This window comes from Halobacterium sp. CBA1132, from assembly GCF_001485535.1.
Lineage (GTDB): Archaea > Halobacteriota > Halobacteria > Halobacteriales > Halobacteriaceae > Halobacterium.
Map to the genome: position 1 here is coordinate 1,544,793 of NZ_BCMZ01000001.1, position 14,381 is coordinate 1,559,173.

The following is a 14,381-nucleotide window of genomic DNA, read 5'->3' on the forward strand; positions in this document are numbered from 1 at the left end:
CGATAGCAGTCGACAGTGCGCCTGTATCAATGATACAGATGGACGTTCGTTCGGCTCGCGGACGGCTCGCGGTGTTCGCGCTCGCGCTCGCGGTCACCGCCGCCATCGCGCTCGCACCGACCCCCGAAGGACTCGCGCTCGAAGGGAAGTACGCCATCGCCACGATGGCGTTCGCCGGCGTGCTCTGGGTGACCGGCGCGCTTCCGCTCGCGGTCACGGCGCTCTCGATTCCCGCGCTGCTCACCGCGTTCGGCGTGTTCGGCGACCTCGACGAGGCGCTGGCGCCGTTCGCCGACCACCTCATCTTCCTGTTCATCGCGGGGTTCATGCTCGCGAACGCGCTCCAGAAGTACGACATCGACCGCCGCATCGCGCTGTACATCATGGCGCGCATGGGATCCAGCCCCCGCAAACTCATCCTCGCGGTGATGGTCGCCACCGCCCTCCTCTCGATGTGGGTGTCGAACACCGCCACCTCCGCGATGATGACGCCCATCGCCGTCGGCGTCCTCGCGCAAGTCGTCGGCCGCGACGAACTCACGGAAGCCGGCGACGGTGACGCCACGACGAACGTCCAAGTCGCGACGCTGCTCGGGACCGCGTACGGCGCCAGCGTCGGCGGCGTCGGCACGCTCATCGGCACCCCGCCGAACGCCGTCGTCGCGGGCGTCCTCAACGACCAACTCGGCTACGAAATCGGGTTCGCCGACTGGCTGCTCATCGGCCTCCCCATCGTCGTCGTGACGCTCCCGCTCGTCTGGTACGTGCTCACGTACTGGCTCTACCCACCGGAAATCGAAGACGTCAGCGGCGCCCGCGAGGAAGCGCGCCGCTACCTCCGCGAGGAGGGCGAACTGAGCACGCGCGGTCGCCGCGTCGCGTACATCTTCACCGCGACCGCCGGCCTATGGGTTCTGGGCGGCCTCGGCGGCCCCGTCTGGTGGCTCTTCGAGACCGTCGGCCTGAGCGCCGACACCGCGAACGTCCTCCACACCACGCTGTTCGGCGGTAGCGGTCCGACCCTCTTCGGCACCGAAGGCGGCTACCAGGGCCTGCTCTACTACGTCATGGTCGGCCTCTACGCCATCCCCACGCTCGTCCTCGCGGACACCACGGAGTGGGAGGACCTCGTGGACATCGACTGGGGGACGATTCTCCTCTTCGGCGGCGGCCTCTCGCTGGCGTCCGGGTTCGCGAACAGCGGCGCCACGCGGTGGATTGCCGAATCCATCTTCAGTTCGCTCACCGGCCTCCCCATCGTCGCCATCGTCGCCGCCGTCGTCCTGCTCGTCATCTTCCTCACGGAGATGACCTCCAACACCGCCACCGCCACCATCATCGTGCCCGTGCTCGTCTCCATCGGCGGCATCCTCGCCGCGACGCTCGGGCTCGCCGAGGAGTCCGCTGCCATCTTCCTCGCGGTGAGCGGTGCCATCGCCGCGAGCTTCGCGTTCGCGCTCCCGGTGGCGACGCCGCCCAACGCCATCGTGTTCGGCTCCGGCTACCTCGAACAGCGGGACATGATGCGCGCCGGCGTCGTCCTCAACTTCCTCATGACCGCGGTGCTGACGGTGGTCATCTGGTTGCTGTTCCAGTTCGTCTGGCCGATGTTCCTCTGGTAGCGACCCGGCGAACGCTTTTTCTGACCCACCTGCGCGGTCTTTTGCAGTCGCTCTCGACGCGGTTTCTCAGAACGAGGCCGACAGCGCTGTCGCTGTGAACACAGTGCAACGGAAAAGGATGCGGAGCCGGGAAAAATCCGGCCCCGCAGCCGCCCTGAATTGGTCCCCGCTGACGCTTCGGCCCTCCAAAGCGAAGCGTCACCTGAGTCAAAACGGTCGACGATAATAAACCTATCCCCGGCAGTAACGGCTGCCGCTACATGTGTTCTTCTTCTAACACCCAGCCGAGCGCGCGCCGGTAGTACGTGAACATCTCGCGGACGCCCTCGTGGTTCATCTCCTCGGACTCCAGTTCCTCGACGAGAAACTCGTACTGCTCGCGGATTTCCTCCTCGCTGCGCATACTCGGGTTCGGAGCGCCGGCCGTATCAATACCCGTGACAGCTCACTGCCGGTCGAGGCGCGAGAGCCCGTGCCAGATGGCGTTCACGAGTTTGTCCTCGCCGTCCCCGTCGGCGTCGCTCCACCCGCGAGCGAGCGCGTCTTCGAGCGTGGCGAGGTCGTGGTTCTCGAAGTTGTTCATCCCGCGGAACGCTTCGAGCGCGTCGCGAGCGTCGTCGCCGAACTCCCCGGAGGGCGTCCCGTCGTAGAACCCGAGGTCGGCGAGCGCGCTTCCGACGGCTTCGGCCGTCTCGCCGTCGAGTTCGCGGTACTCGTCTGGGTCCTCGCGTTCGAGCAGCGTCACGTCGTAGACGCGGAACACGCGCTCCAGTTCGTCGATGGGCGCGTCGTGGTCGTCCACGCGGACGTCTATCCAGCGGTCGTTCCCGCCGTCGTAGCCGCCCTCGGGTTTGGCGACGTACAGCGCCGCGGACTGCTCGCCGCGCTGGTCGCCGCCCGCCTCGTTGCCCGCGTGCAGCGCCGCAATCAGTTTCTCCGGGAGACCTCCCTCGGTCTCCTCGAACGTGTCCGCCATCGCGTCCACTGTCTCTCGGTTCTCCAGAATATTCCCCTGGACGGTGTAGTTCTCGCCCTGCCGGTCGCTGGCGTGGTCGAAGCACTCCTCGCCGGTGAACGCCGCGACGGAGCCGGCCTGCCCGACGACATCGTCAGACTCCGTCTGACGGGCCGTGGAAGCAGGTGCTTCCACGATGCCCACTTGGCGCTCGGGGGCGTCCTCGTCCTCGTCAGTCAACTGCTCGACCACCTCGTCAGCGGAGTGGCCCTCGCGGAGCAAGTCGAGGCCGTCGGGGCCGTACGCCACGTTCGCGAAACTCTGCGTGGCGATTGCGCCGGCGTCCGCGCTCGCGAACGGGACGACCGCGCCCACGCCGACGAACTTCGACTGGACGGCGACCCCGACCGCGTCGGTCTCGGGGTCGCGCGCAACGATGGAGAACGTCATGGCGGGCAGGTGGCCGGCCGCGGGCAAAAGCCTACGGCTCGCCCACCCCCGTTGCCGTCTTTCGGGCGGTCAACGGCTGCCTGCTCGCGAGTTCGACCGTGAACCCGGGGTGCTCGACGAGGTGCCACAACACCATGTGCCGGCGCCCCGCAGTCAGTCCGCTCTGCGAGAGATCGTCGGCCGTGAAGTCCGCGGGCAGGCGCTCGCAGAGGCGCTCCAGCGCGTCGAAGCAGTCGAACACCTTGCGGTTGCCCGACGAGTCGGCGTCCCGTCGTTCGACGACGTACGCGCCGTCCGTGCGGTGGACGCCGACAGTGTTCACGAACGTCTCGCGAGCGGTCAGTGCGTCGTCCAGCGAGTCGCGTAGCTGGACGGCGTCCTCGCGGGAGAGAAGCAGTTCCTCGCCGTCGACAGCGACCGAGACCCGGTCGCCGCGCCGTCGCACCGAGAGGTCAGGCGAGCGGTCGGATTTCTCGACCAGCCACGTCGCCGTGGCTTACTCTATCCTCGGCTGCCGGCGTCGTCAGATTCTGACTCGGCATCGTGGGAGAGCGTTGCAGACACTCGTAGTTAACTCCAGTGGTGGGACAGACGCCGACTGTCGGACCAGCAGTAGAAGCACCTACGCGTCCGCGATGGTTTCGACCCATTCGGCGACGTCGTGGACGACGAACTCGGCGGCGTTCCCGCCGAAGTACAGGGAGAGCATCGACGACGGCGCGTACCCCTCCTGGAAGTAGTGGCCGAGTCCCTCGTAGCGCTCGGTGCGGCTCCCCGATGGAAGGTCGGCGTCGCGCCACGCCTCGTAGCCCTGTCGCGCCCACTCCGTCAGTTCCGGCTGGCGGTCCTCGTCGACGCGATACGGTTTCGCCGCGAACACCGGGCAGTCGGCGCGCCGCAGGGCTTCGCGCGGGTCGTAGTCCGCGACGCTGTCGTGCCACGCGCCCGGGCGACTCCACAGCGTCTCATCGACCTCGTAGTCGCCCGCTGCGATGCGGCGTGCGGCCTCCTCCTGGACTTCGAGTTGGGCCGCCTGCTCCTCGTCGAGGTCGCCGTCCGGTTCGAACTCGTACTTGAGGATGTCCACGTCCTCGGGGTCGAAGACGGGGTCGGCGGGCCCGTCGAGGTTGACGACGCCCGCGACGTTGCCGTGGCGCTCGGCGACTCCGGGCGCGGCCATCCCGCCCTGACTGTGGCCGGCCACGAACAGCGCATCCTCGGCCACCGCGTCCGCCGCCGCGAGTTCGTCGACGGCGGCGACGGCGTCGTCGACGACCACGTTGTCGAGCGTGAACGCCTCGTCCGGAACGTCGTGGTCCCGGAGGCGCTTCTCGTACCGGAGGACGGCGACGCCGTCGGTCGCCAGTCCCCAAGCGAAGTCCCGGAGAATCTTCGTCGCGCCGACCGTCCCGTCCGGGTCGTGGATGCCCGCGCCGTGGACGAGTACGACGCCGGGGAACGGGCCGTCGCCCTCCGGCACGGCGAGGTTGCCGTTCAGCGTCGCGTCGTCGGCGTCGACAGTCACGTCCCGCTCCGCGAACGCGTTGCAGTCGGCGTACAGCGGCGGCGCGTACGACGTCGGGAAGCAGAGGTCCGCGACCGACCCATCCTCGACGCCGAGTTCGAGCGTCTGTGCGCCGTCCTCGAAGCCGAGTTCGACGATGGCGCAGTCGGCCTCGGCGGCCACCGTCTCCACACCCTCGAAGTCGCCGTACTGTCCGTAGAGGCCGCGGTGGTACTCCCGGAGCGCTGCTTCGGCGTCCAGTTCGCCTTGCTGGAACTCCTCGGGGAACGACTCGACGGCTTCCTCGGTGCCCGTCTCGGAGAGCAGGTCGGCGGCATCGGCGGGGTCGCCCTCGCCCACGCTGGCCGCGAACTCGCGGGCGACGGCGCGGACCGGGTTGCTTTCGGGGGCCATCAGGATGGATGGTTGACTGTTACCCGACAAATAGGTTGGTGGTAGAATACGTTCGGCGCCGCCGCGAGACACCGACGTTTTGGCTCGCCGCGTCGAAGGGGAGCGTATGGATGTGCGCGGCGAACGGGAGTGCAAATCGTGTGGGACGCGGTGGTCGTACTACGAGACGGGGAGCGTCGAGTGCCCCGATTGCGGGAGTATGCGCAGCGTCGGCGTCGGCGAGCGGAGCACGCATACCGACGGGAACGCCGACCTCGACCTCTCGGCCGCCCGCGACGCCGCCGCGGACGGCGACCTCCGCGGCGCGCTCGACCCCGCGGCGGACGCGTGCCGTGACTACTGTCAGTCCCGTGGGTTCGTCTCGGGCGGGGACCTCCTCGACCTCGACGACACCTACCTCGCGGCGCAGGAACTCCGTCGCGCGGCCGTCCTGCTCGGGGACGCGCTCCGAACGAGCGACGACGCGGAGCGCTACGTGCTCGCACTGCTGAACGGCGCCGAGGACGGCCAGCGACCCGCGCCCGACGAGGTGCCCGAGTCGCTGCGGGCGGTTCGCGGACTCGGGTACGCGGCGGCCGTCGACGCCTACCGCGCGGACGTGCGGACGTACTGCGACGGCGAAGTTCCCGAACCCGAGCGCGGACTGCTCGAACGCCTCCGCGACCACGCCAAGCGCGTGCAGGCGCTGGACGGCGATGTCGCTCCCGGGGACAGCGAGCGACTGGTAGAAGCGGCGCGCGCCATCGCGGCCGCGCTCCGCGGCGACGAGTCGGGCGTCGAGCGGGCGCGCACCCGCCTCGACGCGCTGGCCTGAGGAGCCGCCGAACTACGGCAGTTGTACGTTGACGCCGGTCTGTTCGCCGGCGGCCTTCACGGTGTTGTACAGCAACATTGCGCGCGTCATCGGGCCGACGCCGCCGGGGACGGGCGTGATGGCGCTGGCCTTCTCCTTGGCGCTCTCGAACTCCACGTCGCCGACCAGCTCGTAGCCCTTCTCGGTGTCGGCGTCGACGCGGTTGATGCCGACGTCGATGACCACGGTTCCCTCCGAGAGCATCGACCCGTCGACGAGTTCAGTGACGCCGGCGGCCGCGACCACGATGTCCGCGCGGCGCGTGTGCGCTGCGAGGTCGTCCGTGCGGCTGTGACAGACCGTGACGGTGGCGTTCCCGCCGTCGGCCTTCTGGACGAGCAGGTTCGCGAGCGGCTTCCCGACGATGTTCGAGCGGCCGACCACGACCACTTCCTTCCCCTCGGTGTCGACGCCCTCGCTCTCCAGCAGTTTTTGGATGCCGTGGGGCGTGCAGGGCTTGAACCGGGCGTTCCCGGCGACGAGCTTCCCGACGTTCTCGGGGTGGAAGCCGTCGACGTCCTTCGCGGGGTCGACGGCGGAGAGCACGCGCTCGTCGGGGACGTGTTCGGGCGTGGGGTCCTGTACGAGGATGCCGTGGACGTCGTCGCGGGCGTTCAGGTCCGCGACCGTCTCGAACAGTTCTTCGGCGGGCGCGTCCGAGTCGATGCGGACGTCCTCGGCGGCGATGCCGACCTCCTCGCAGTCCCGCTGTTTCATGGAGACGTACGTCTCGCTGGCCTGCTTGTCGTTCATCAGAACGGTTGCGAGTCGCGGCGTGACGCCGGCGTCGTCCAGCGTTGCGATGGCGTCACCGAGGCCGTCCCGTACTTCCTGCGCGACGGCGTTCCCGTCGATGATGCTGGTCATGTTCGGGACTGCGCGCTCGCCCGCCTTCAATTCGGCGGTTCGTGCATAAAATATCGGTTCGTCCGTGAAGAATATTCACGAACGCCCAACAATCAGTCGTAGAGGGGGTGCTCGTGGCAGAGGTCCTCGACGGTCGCTGCGACCTCGGCGTACACCTCGGCGTCGCCGATGTTGTCCACGACCTTCGCGATGCAGTCGCCGACCGTCTCCATCGCGTCCTCGTCGAAGCCGCGGGTCGTCAGCGCGGGCGTGCCGGCGCGGATGCCCGACGGGTCGAACGCCGACCGGGACTCGTCCGGCACGGTGTTGGCGTTCAGGACGATGCCGACCTCTTCGAGGGCTTCCTCGGCGTCGCCGCCGGAGACCTCGGGGTGGGAGTCGCGGAGGTCAACGAGCACGAGGTGGGTGTCCGTGCCGTCCGAGACCAGCGAGAAGCCGTGGTCCTGGAGCGTCTCACCGAGTACTTCCGCGTTTCGTACGACCTGCGCGGCGTACTGGTCGAACGCCGGGTCCAGCGCCTCCTTGAAGCCGACGGCCTTCCCCGCGATGTTGTGCATGAGGGGGCCGCCCTGCGCGCCCGGGAACACCGCCGAGTCCACGTCGTCGGCGTGCTCCTCGTCGCACATGATGATGCCGCCGCGGCCCGCGCGGATGGTCTTGTGCGTGCTCCCGGTGACGAAGTCCGCGACGCCGACCGGCGAGGGGTGTTCGCCCGCCGCCACGAGGCCCGTGATGTGCGCGATGTCCGCCATGTGGTAGGCGTCGACGGCGTCGGCGGCCGCCTGAATCTCCGTCCACTCGACCTCGCGGGGGTACGCCGAGAACCCGGAGACGACCATGTCCGGTTCGAACTCTTCGGCCTTCTCCCGCAGGGAGTCGTAGTCCAGTCGGCCGGTCTCGGGGTCGACCTCGTACTGCTCGACCTCGTACAGCTGCCCCGCGAAGTTCGCGGGGTGGCCGTGGCTGAGGTGGCCGCCGTGCGTGAGGTCCAGGGAGAGAATCTTGTCACCGGGCTCCAGCACGGAGAAGTAGACGCCCATGTTCGCCGACGACCCGCTGTGGGGCTGGACGTTGGCGTGGTCCGCGCCGAACAGCTCTTTCGCGCGCTCGATGGCGAGTTCCTCGACGTCGTCGGCGAACTCGCAGCCGCCGTAGTAGCGCTCGCCGGGGTAGCCCTCGGCGTACTTGTTCGTGAGTTCGCTGCTCTGGGCCTGTAGGACAGCCTCGCTCGCGTGGTTCTCGCTGGCGATCATCGCCAGTGTGTCGTTCTGCCGGTGGCGCTCGCCGACGAGCGCGTCCGCGACTGCCGGGTCGACCTCCCGGACGTCGTCGTAGCTCATGCCTAGAGTGGCCGGTGCGCGCGGCATAAGTCTACCGAGGCCGCCATAATTCAGTACCATTCCTCGACAGAAATATAAGCCTACTGGGAGTACGTGATACCCGCGTGATTCAGTGGGAGGAAACCGGAACCGGCGTGGTCGCGACCGACGCGGCCGGCAGCCGAGTGACGGTTCGAACACCCGACTGGCGGCAGGCCCGCGGGGGACGGGCCCTCGCGTGGCCGGCGGACGCCACCATCTCGGGTGTCACTACGCGGCTCTCCGTACCCGCCAGCGACGCGTCCCTGTTCGCGTCGAACGAGCGCACCGACCGCCTCTCGGCGCGCTCGCGTCGCCGTCTCGACGCCGGCCAGTACGTCCTCGAAGCCAGCGGTGCCGTCGACGTGCTCGTCGGGTTCGACGGCCCCGCAGTCGTGGAGCGCGGCGACCGAGTGACCGTCACCTTCGACGAACCGACGGCCGTCGCGGTCGGATTCAGGAGCGACGCGCGCTCGCCCGCTGAGACAATTACGATTCCGAAGACGCTGGACGGCGTCGCGACCGCGGTGACGCACGCGCCGGCCGCCCACCGCACGACGACGCCCGAGCGGTCGTCGTGGCACCAGCGCACGCACCCGCCCCAATTCGCGTTCGGCGACGAGGTGGACGTGCCGGACGCCGTCGCCGCCGAGACGCCCGACACCGGCATCGAACTGCGGGTGCCGCGCTCGCTGGAGGACGTGTTCGTCGCGGCGCCGCTGGCGTACTACCTCGGCGCCGACGTCACCGTCGACGCGGGCGTAACGCCACGGCTCCGAGCGCCGGCGGCGGGCCTCGACTACACCCTCGACGCGCTACCCGTGGAAGTGCCACGGCTGTTGGCGCGCGCGTTCTGGCTGGACTGCCTCGTCCGTACGGCCGTCCCACCAGAACGTCGGCGCGCGGCCCCCGTTGCGGAGTCGGGCGTCGACCTCGCCGAACACGACCTCTTGGACGTCCTCGATATCGACCCCGGCGCGGCCTACGATGCGGCGCCCGACGAACGGCTCGCGACGTACCTCGACGCGCCCTTCGAGCGCGTCGCGGACGACCTCCCGGAGTGGCACCTCTCGATGCACGTTGCGCCGAATCTCGACCACGTCGAGACGCTGCCGTTCCTCCTCGACAGACTGGCGCTCGTCTACCCGCCCGAAACCGCCGCGCTGGAGAGCGAGGAGTTGCTGGAGCGCACGCTCGACGACTTCTACCGCGGGCCGCCCGGCCCCGTCGCCACCGTCGAGATGTTGAAGCCGAAGCTCCGCGGCGGCCGCTGGCAGGGCTGGCTGGCGGACGGCACCCCCATCGACGTGTTCAAGAGCCAGCCCGAAGCCTACCGCAATCACCTCGACTACCGCCGCGAGCACACCGAGGAGCTGTCGGTCGCGGTGGTGCTCAACGACCGCAGCATGACCGGTGAACACGAGGCGGTCGCGGACGTCTACGAGGCGCACGCCGAGTCGCTGCCGATGGACGTCTCGTTCTTCGAGGACCTCACGCGGACGGAACTCGCGGACGTGCTCGGCGACCACTACGAGTTCCTCCACTACATCGGCCACTGCGAGGTCGAAGGACTGCGCTGCGCGGACGGCAACCTCGCGGTCGAGGACACCCCGGAGACGAACGTCGAGACGTTCTTCCTGAACGCCTGCGGGTCGTACTACGAGGGCGTCGACCTCGTCGAGCGCGGGAGCGTCGCGGGCGCGGTGACGCTGCGGAAAGTCCTCGACGAGCAAGCCGCGAAGGTCGGCACCGCGTTCGCGGAACTGCTCGTCCACGGCTTCCCCATCGAGACCGCGCTCCGGCTGGCGCGCCGGCGCATCCGCATGGGCAAAGACTACGCGGTCGTCGGCGACGGGATGCAGACGCTCTCGCGGACGGACGGCGACGGCGCGCGGGTCGCGCACGTCGACCGCAGCGGCTCCGGGGTCTGCGAGGTGACCTACGAGTACGTGGCGGCGGACGCCCACGGCTGCTGGTACGAGGTCGACGCTGACGCCGCGTCCCGGCCGCGCCTGTGTGGGAATTCGACGGAGTTCGAACTGCCTGCGGCCGAGCTCGCGGAACTGCTCGCGGGCGCCGACCACCCCGTCGTGGTGGACGGCGAGTTCTACTGGTCCGACGAGGCCGCCGCGCTCCTCCGGCCGAACGCGGCCACGACGTGAAACGGGCGAAACACGCCGCTAACGCGCGTTTCCCGCGGTTTTACTGGCTCTCCCTCCGGTAAAATTAAATACGTCGTCACCCTACACCCATAGAGAGATGTCACAGAATCTATTGGGGACGAGCGTCGACGCCGTCGTCCGCACCGTCCTCGACGCCGAACCCGGCGAGCTGTTCGTCGTGAACCCCGCCGGAGAGACCGTCGAGGAACTGGTCGACGTCGCCAACGCCTACGAGGGAGAGCTTCCGACCATCCGACTGCTCGGCGACGAGCGCACGCTGAAAGACGTCACCGACGACTTCATCGTCGCGAGCAACGCCGCGAACCTCGTCGAAGACGGCGCGCTGGAACTGCGCGTGTTCGAGGGCGACGCGCGCTCCTCGATGCTCGTCACGGAGGACCGAACCGTCGCGCTCGTTGAGGTCGGCGGCCTCGTCGGCGGCCTCACCACCGACGACGCCGAGTTCGCCGAGACCGCCTACGACGCCGTCGCCGACGACTGGGCCGCCGCCGGGCAGTTCACGCTCCGCACGCCCGCCATCGACCGCGTCCGACAGACGCTCGGTGACGACATCAGCCCGGAGGTCGAGGAGGACTTCGAGAGCGTACTCGCCTCGATGGAGACCGCACGCGGTGACGGCGACGGCCTCGACGAAGTCACCGTCAGTCTGCTGGTCGCCGCGAAGAACCGCGAACTCCTCTACGACATCAGCAAGTGGGGCGAGGACGTCGGCATCGCGTCGAAGGCGACGTTCTCCCGCACGAAGACGAAGCTCGAAGACCTCGGACTCATCGACACCGAGAAAGTCCCCATCGATGTCGGGCGGCCGCGCCTCCGCCTGAAGCTCGCCGACGAGCGCCTCGAAGACGCGCCCTCGGCCGAACTCGCGAACGTCGCCCAGTCGGTTCTCTCGTAAGCCCTCCGTCGAATCCCGTACTGTTTTCCGCTCGTCGCCCCACCCCGTAGCTATGCTACTGGAGGAGTCGCCGTGACCGTCGCCGTCGTCGGCGACGGTCCGGCCGTCGAAGCCGTCCGGGACGCGCTGGGGGACGTCGACGCCGCCGTAGAATCGACCGACGTGGCGGGCGTCGCTGACGCCGAGTTCGCCGTCGTCGTCGGCGTCGCCGGCTCCGGCGGATTCGGGACCGCCAACGAGCACGCCCGGAGCGGAGACACGCCGCTGCTCACCGTCGAAGTCGGCGGCCTCGGCGGCCGCCCGCTCGCGGACATCGACGCGGGCGTCTCGCTGCTCGGGCCGGAGGGGCCGTGTTTCGAGTGTTTGGCGGCGCGCGTGACCGCGACGGGCCACGAACCGGCGGAATCGCCGAGCGCCGACCGGAGCGCCGTGCGCCTCGCTGGCGCGCACGCCGGCCGCCTCGCCGTCGACGCGCTCCGCGGGAACGCCTCCCCGGGGACTGTCCTCGAACTCCCGCACGCCGAGAGGACCCTCGCGCCCGTCCCGAACTGCTCGTGCGCGGACGACGGGGCCAGCGGCGACCTCAGTCTGGACGACGACGACCGGTCGCTGGACGACGCGCTCGCCGCAGCGGAGCCGCTCGTCGACGACCGCGTCGGCGTGCTCTCGGCGGTCGGTGAACGCGAGTCGTTCCCCGCGCCGTACTACCTCGCCGTGGGCACCGACACGTCGCCGTTCAGCGACGCCGAAGCCTCGACGCAGTCCGCGGGCGTCGCAAGCGACTGGAACGCCGCCTACATGAAGGCCGTCGGCGAGGGGTTCGAGCGCTACGCCGCCGGCGTCTACCGCGAAGCGGACTTCGAGACGGCGTCCGCCGACCACGAGGACGCCGTGTCGCCGTCGCGCTTCGTGCGCCCGGACGATGCGAGCGACGAGCCGGACGAAATCGAGTGGGTGCGCGGCCAAACTCTCGACTCCGGCGACTCGGCGCTGCTCCCCGCGGACCGCGTCGTCTTCCCGCCGCCCGAGGACCGCCCGGGAACGATTACGACCGGCCTCGGCCTCGGCAATTCGGGCGTCGGCGCGGTGCTGTCGGGGCTCTACGAGACGGTCGAGCGCGACGCCACGATGCTGTCGTGGTACTCCACGTTCGACCCGCTCGGCCTCCAGGTCGAGGACTCCGAGTTCGACGAGCTCGAACGCCGCGCGAGCGCCGAGAATCTGGACGTCACGGCGCTGCTGTGCACACAGGACGTCGACGTCCCCGTCGTCGCGGTCGCAGTCCACCGCGACGAGTGGCCGCGCTTCGCGCTCGGGTCCGCCGCCGACCTCGACGCCGACGCCGCCGCCCGCGACGCGCTCTGCGAAGCCCTCCAGAACTGGATGGAACTGCGCGCCATGGGCCCCGAGCAGGCCGCCGGCGAGGACGGCGCCATCGGCAAGTACGCCGACTTCCCCCGCGACGTCCGCGGGTTCGTCGACCCGGAGACGACGATTCCCGCCGGCGACGTGGGCCCAGACGAGGCGCCGGAAGGCCGCGCCGAACTCGACGCTGTCCTCGACGCGCTCGCGGACGCCGACCTCGACGCCTACGCCGCCCGGCTCACCACTCGCGACTTGGCGGACGCGGGCTTCGAGGCTGTGCGGGTGTTAGTGCCCGAGGCTCAGCCGCTGTTCGTGGACGAGGCGTTCTTCGGCGAGCGCTCGCGCGAGGTTCCCCGTGAATTGGGCTTTCAGGCGCGGCTGGACAAGCCGTTCCACCCCTTCCCCTGAGCCGTTTCTCGGTTGGAGAGTTCGTACATACAAGCGCGCCTCACTCGGTGATTTCGAGTGACTCAACACGCTATTTCACTCGAACTTCGTCAAGGTCTGAGCGTAGACGGAATCCGGAGACAGTCTTACAGACGTCCGATAGCAGATATGCACACCAGCGTCTCGGTTTCGTGTGCATATCCGTAAAATAGCTTCTTCAAATCTGAGACCCCATGAGCTGAGGAGCTGGAGCGAAAACCGGGCACACGGACGACTTCATCGACAAGATTTTCTACGAACTCTATGGGCTCAGCGACGAAGAAACCGGAATCGTTGAGGAGACGGTCGCGGAGTGACCGAAAAAGAGCGGTTAGGCTATTGATTGGTTGGATTCAATCAATAACGACTAGATTGTAAGATTACCCTCGCTTATCTTTGCTTTGGGCACTCTGTAGCCCACTACCTCTTGTTAGCATATTCTACATTTAACAATCGGTGGCCCAATACATCGTTGTCTATTTTTGGGCTATCGAAGATTTTCGAAGCGACTTTTATCATTATCTCTTCGGCCCTGTGGATGTCTCGATCGAAATACGGAACCATCCCGATGAACACAGGCGTCCTCAACAACCTACTCTGGTCGATGAAGAGTTCATCCCGCCAGCGCTTATACTTCGGTTCTGCCTCGTCATAGTAATCCGAGAACACAGCTTTACTAAGTTCGCCGAGGTGTTGTGAGTCACCGTACCCCCATCGGCCGAACACACTTGAGCTGGTGATTTTCTTGAAATTCCAGCCAAGGGAGGCATCATCGCGCCCCAATTTATCTGACATTCCAATATACAGTGGAAGGTATCCGCCGCTCTCCGACTGACGGTACATATAATAAAGAACTCCGTTCATCGAGGTGTTCTTCGAAATCGGGGATATCGAGAACAGTGCGGGATTATCTTGATTATACACCATTGCCGCACCCTTTTGCTCCACCAACGCCCTCAGCGAGTCGATAGAGCCCGGAGAGAAGTCATAAGGAATCTCTTCAGCGACCTCTTCTGGCTCTTTGTCGGAGTCGATAGCATACTGGAGGGAGATGACTTTTCCAGCGTGGTCAACATTTTCCTCGAAGCGTTCGTTCCGAGAAAGAACCGGCCTCCCTGACGTACCGTAATCTGCTCTTTCTACCTTTTGATATTCTTCTCCATCCAATTTCGTAGAACTGGTCTCGAAGAGAGGTATGTGGTCTTTAACATGTGACAGCGCATACTCCATATGTTTATGCCAATATGCAAGCGCAAATTCCGGTCCTCTTTCTTCAAGTTCTTGCTCCCACCGATTTACCGACCACTGGTCTTCTTGAGCCGAAGAATAATTACCAGGACCGGGAATGGAGATCTCGTCCTTGCTGACTGGCATGACAAGCAGACCCTTATCGAGTAAATCAGGAATTATCATTCGTGTCGGAATTATCTTACTTTGATGTAACTATGGCGGTGTGATATCAACATTGGTTACAGCTCTCGGTCCAGTT

At 67.2% G+C, this 14,381-nt stretch carries 12 protein-coding genes; 5 read left to right on the plus strand and 7 right to left on the minus strand.

What is annotated here, in order from left to right; all coding sequences use genetic code 11:
- Nucleotides 1-29 precede the first annotated feature (29 nt).
- A complete protein-coding gene (locus AVZ66_RS08030) occupies nucleotides 30-1,622 on the plus strand; it encodes a DASS family sodium-coupled anion symporter (RefSeq protein WP_058983506.1) in 1,593 nt (530 codons plus the stop codon).
- A gap of 256 nt (nucleotides 1,623-1,878) precedes the next feature.
- Here AVZ66_RS08030 and AVZ66_RS16595 read toward each other — a convergent pair whose 3' ends face one another.
- From AVZ66_RS16595 to AVZ66_RS08045, 4 genes are all read right to left on the minus strand, one after another.
- Nucleotides 1,879-2,025 (minus strand): hypothetical protein, encoded by a 147-nt coding sequence (locus AVZ66_RS16595; protein ID WP_197407738.1) that lies wholly within the window; start codon nucleotides 2,023-2,025, stop codon nucleotides 1,879-1,881.
- 42 nt (nucleotides 2,026-2,067) lie between these two features.
- Nucleotides 2,068-3,027, minus strand: coding sequence for a DUF1028 domain-containing protein (locus AVZ66_RS08035; RefSeq protein ID WP_058983508.1), 960 nt, complete (start codon nucleotides 3,025-3,027; stop codon nucleotides 2,068-2,070).
- A 31-nt stretch (nucleotides 3,028-3,058) separates the two neighbouring features.
- On the minus strand, nucleotides 3,059-3,472 hold the full coding sequence (locus tag AVZ66_RS08040) for a hypothetical protein (RefSeq protein WP_058983510.1): 414 nt from the start codon (nucleotides 3,470-3,472) through the stop codon (nucleotides 3,059-3,061).
- Between the two features lie 177 nt (nucleotides 3,473-3,649).
- The gene (locus tag AVZ66_RS08045) at nucleotides 3,650-4,945 is read right to left on the minus strand and encodes a S9 family peptidase (protein WP_058983511.1); all 1,296 of its coding nucleotides are present in this window, start codon (nucleotides 4,943-4,945) and stop codon (nucleotides 3,650-3,652) included.
- 106 nt (nucleotides 4,946-5,051) lie between these two features.
- Between AVZ66_RS08045 and AVZ66_RS08050 the strand changes: the two genes are divergently transcribed.
- The gene (locus AVZ66_RS08050) at nucleotides 5,052-5,759 is read left to right on the plus strand and encodes a hypothetical protein (protein ID WP_058983512.1); all 708 of its coding nucleotides are present in this window, start codon (nucleotides 5,052-5,054) and stop codon (nucleotides 5,757-5,759) included.
- A 12-nt stretch (nucleotides 5,760-5,771) separates the two neighbouring features.
- Here the strand turns inward: AVZ66_RS08050 and AVZ66_RS08055 are convergent, their stop codons facing one another.
- Both AVZ66_RS08055 and glyA read right to left on the minus strand, forming a co-directional pair.
- Nucleotides 5,772-6,665 (minus strand): bifunctional methylenetetrahydrofolate dehydrogenase/methenyltetrahydrofolate cyclohydrolase, encoded by an 894-nt coding sequence (locus tag AVZ66_RS08055; protein WP_058983513.1) that lies wholly within the window; start codon nucleotides 6,663-6,665, stop codon nucleotides 5,772-5,774.
- Between the two features lie 92 nt (nucleotides 6,666-6,757).
- Nucleotides 6,758-8,005 carry a serine hydroxymethyltransferase gene (gene glyA, locus AVZ66_RS08060; RefSeq protein ID WP_058983514.1) on the minus strand — a complete coding sequence of 416 codons (1,248 nt, stop codon included), beginning with the start codon at nucleotides 8,003-8,005 and terminating at the stop codon, nucleotides 6,758-6,760.
- A 104-nt stretch (nucleotides 8,006-8,109) separates the two neighbouring features.
- Between glyA and AVZ66_RS08065 the strand changes: the two genes are divergently transcribed.
- The 3 genes from AVZ66_RS08065 to AVZ66_RS08075 all read left to right on the plus strand — a co-directional run bounded on the left by AVZ66_RS08065 (nucleotide 8,110) and on the right by AVZ66_RS08075 (nucleotide 12,874).
- Entirely contained in the window at nucleotides 8,110-10,185 is a 2,076-nt protein-coding gene (locus tag AVZ66_RS08065) for a hypothetical protein (RefSeq protein WP_082678813.1), read from the plus strand.
- Nucleotides 10,186-10,282: 97 nt separating this feature from the next.
- The gene (gene tbsP, locus AVZ66_RS08070; protein ID WP_058983515.1) at nucleotides 10,283-11,101 is read left to right on the plus strand and encodes a transcriptional regulator TbsP; all 819 of its coding nucleotides are present in this window, start codon (nucleotides 10,283-10,285) and stop codon (nucleotides 11,099-11,101) included.
- Between the two features lie 72 nt (nucleotides 11,102-11,173).
- The gene (locus AVZ66_RS08075) at nucleotides 11,174-12,874 is read left to right on the plus strand and encodes a YcaO-like family protein (RefSeq protein WP_058983519.1); all 1,701 of its coding nucleotides are present in this window, start codon (nucleotides 11,174-11,176) and stop codon (nucleotides 12,872-12,874) included.
- 438 nt (nucleotides 12,875-13,312) lie between these two features.
- Here AVZ66_RS08075 and AVZ66_RS08080 read toward each other — a convergent pair whose 3' ends face one another.
- Nucleotides 13,313-14,305, minus strand: coding sequence for a hypothetical protein (locus AVZ66_RS08080; protein ID WP_157575636.1), 993 nt, complete (start codon nucleotides 14,303-14,305; stop codon nucleotides 13,313-13,315).
- Between the last annotated feature and the right edge of the window lie 76 nt (nucleotides 14,306-14,381).

Excerpts from the sequence above, each read along its gene's own strand:
- AVZ66_RS08030 (WP_058983506.1), top strand. The coding sequence starts at position 30 with ATGATACAGATGGACGTTCGTTCGGCTCGCGGACGGCTCGCGGTGTTC.
- AVZ66_RS16595 (WP_197407738.1), bottom strand. The coding sequence starts at position 2,025 with ATGCGCAGCGAGGAGGAAATCCGCGAGCAGTACGAGTTTCTCGTCGAG.
- AVZ66_RS08035 (WP_058983508.1), bottom strand. The coding sequence starts at position 3,027 with ATGACGTTCTCCATCGTTGCGCGCGACCCCGAGACCGACGCGGTCGGG.
- AVZ66_RS08045 (WP_058983511.1), bottom strand. The coding sequence starts at position 4,945 with ATGGCCCCCGAAAGCAACCCGGTCCGCGCCGTCGCCCGCGAGTTCGCG.
- AVZ66_RS08050 (WP_058983512.1), top strand. The coding sequence starts at position 5,052 with ATGGATGTGCGCGGCGAACGGGAGTGCAAATCGTGTGGGACGCGGTGG.
- AVZ66_RS08055 (WP_058983513.1), bottom strand. The coding sequence starts at position 6,665 with ATGACCAGCATCATCGACGGGAACGCCGTCGCGCAGGAAGTACGGGAC.
- glyA (WP_058983514.1), bottom strand. The coding sequence starts at position 8,005 with ATGAGCTACGACGACGTCCGGGAGGTCGACCCGGCAGTCGCGGACGCG.
- tbsP (WP_058983515.1), top strand. The coding sequence starts at position 10,283 with ATGTCACAGAATCTATTGGGGACGAGCGTCGACGCCGTCGTCCGCACC.
- AVZ66_RS08080 (WP_157575636.1), bottom strand. The coding sequence starts at position 14,305 with ATGATAATTCCTGATTTACTCGATAAGGGTCTGCTTGTCATGCCAGTC.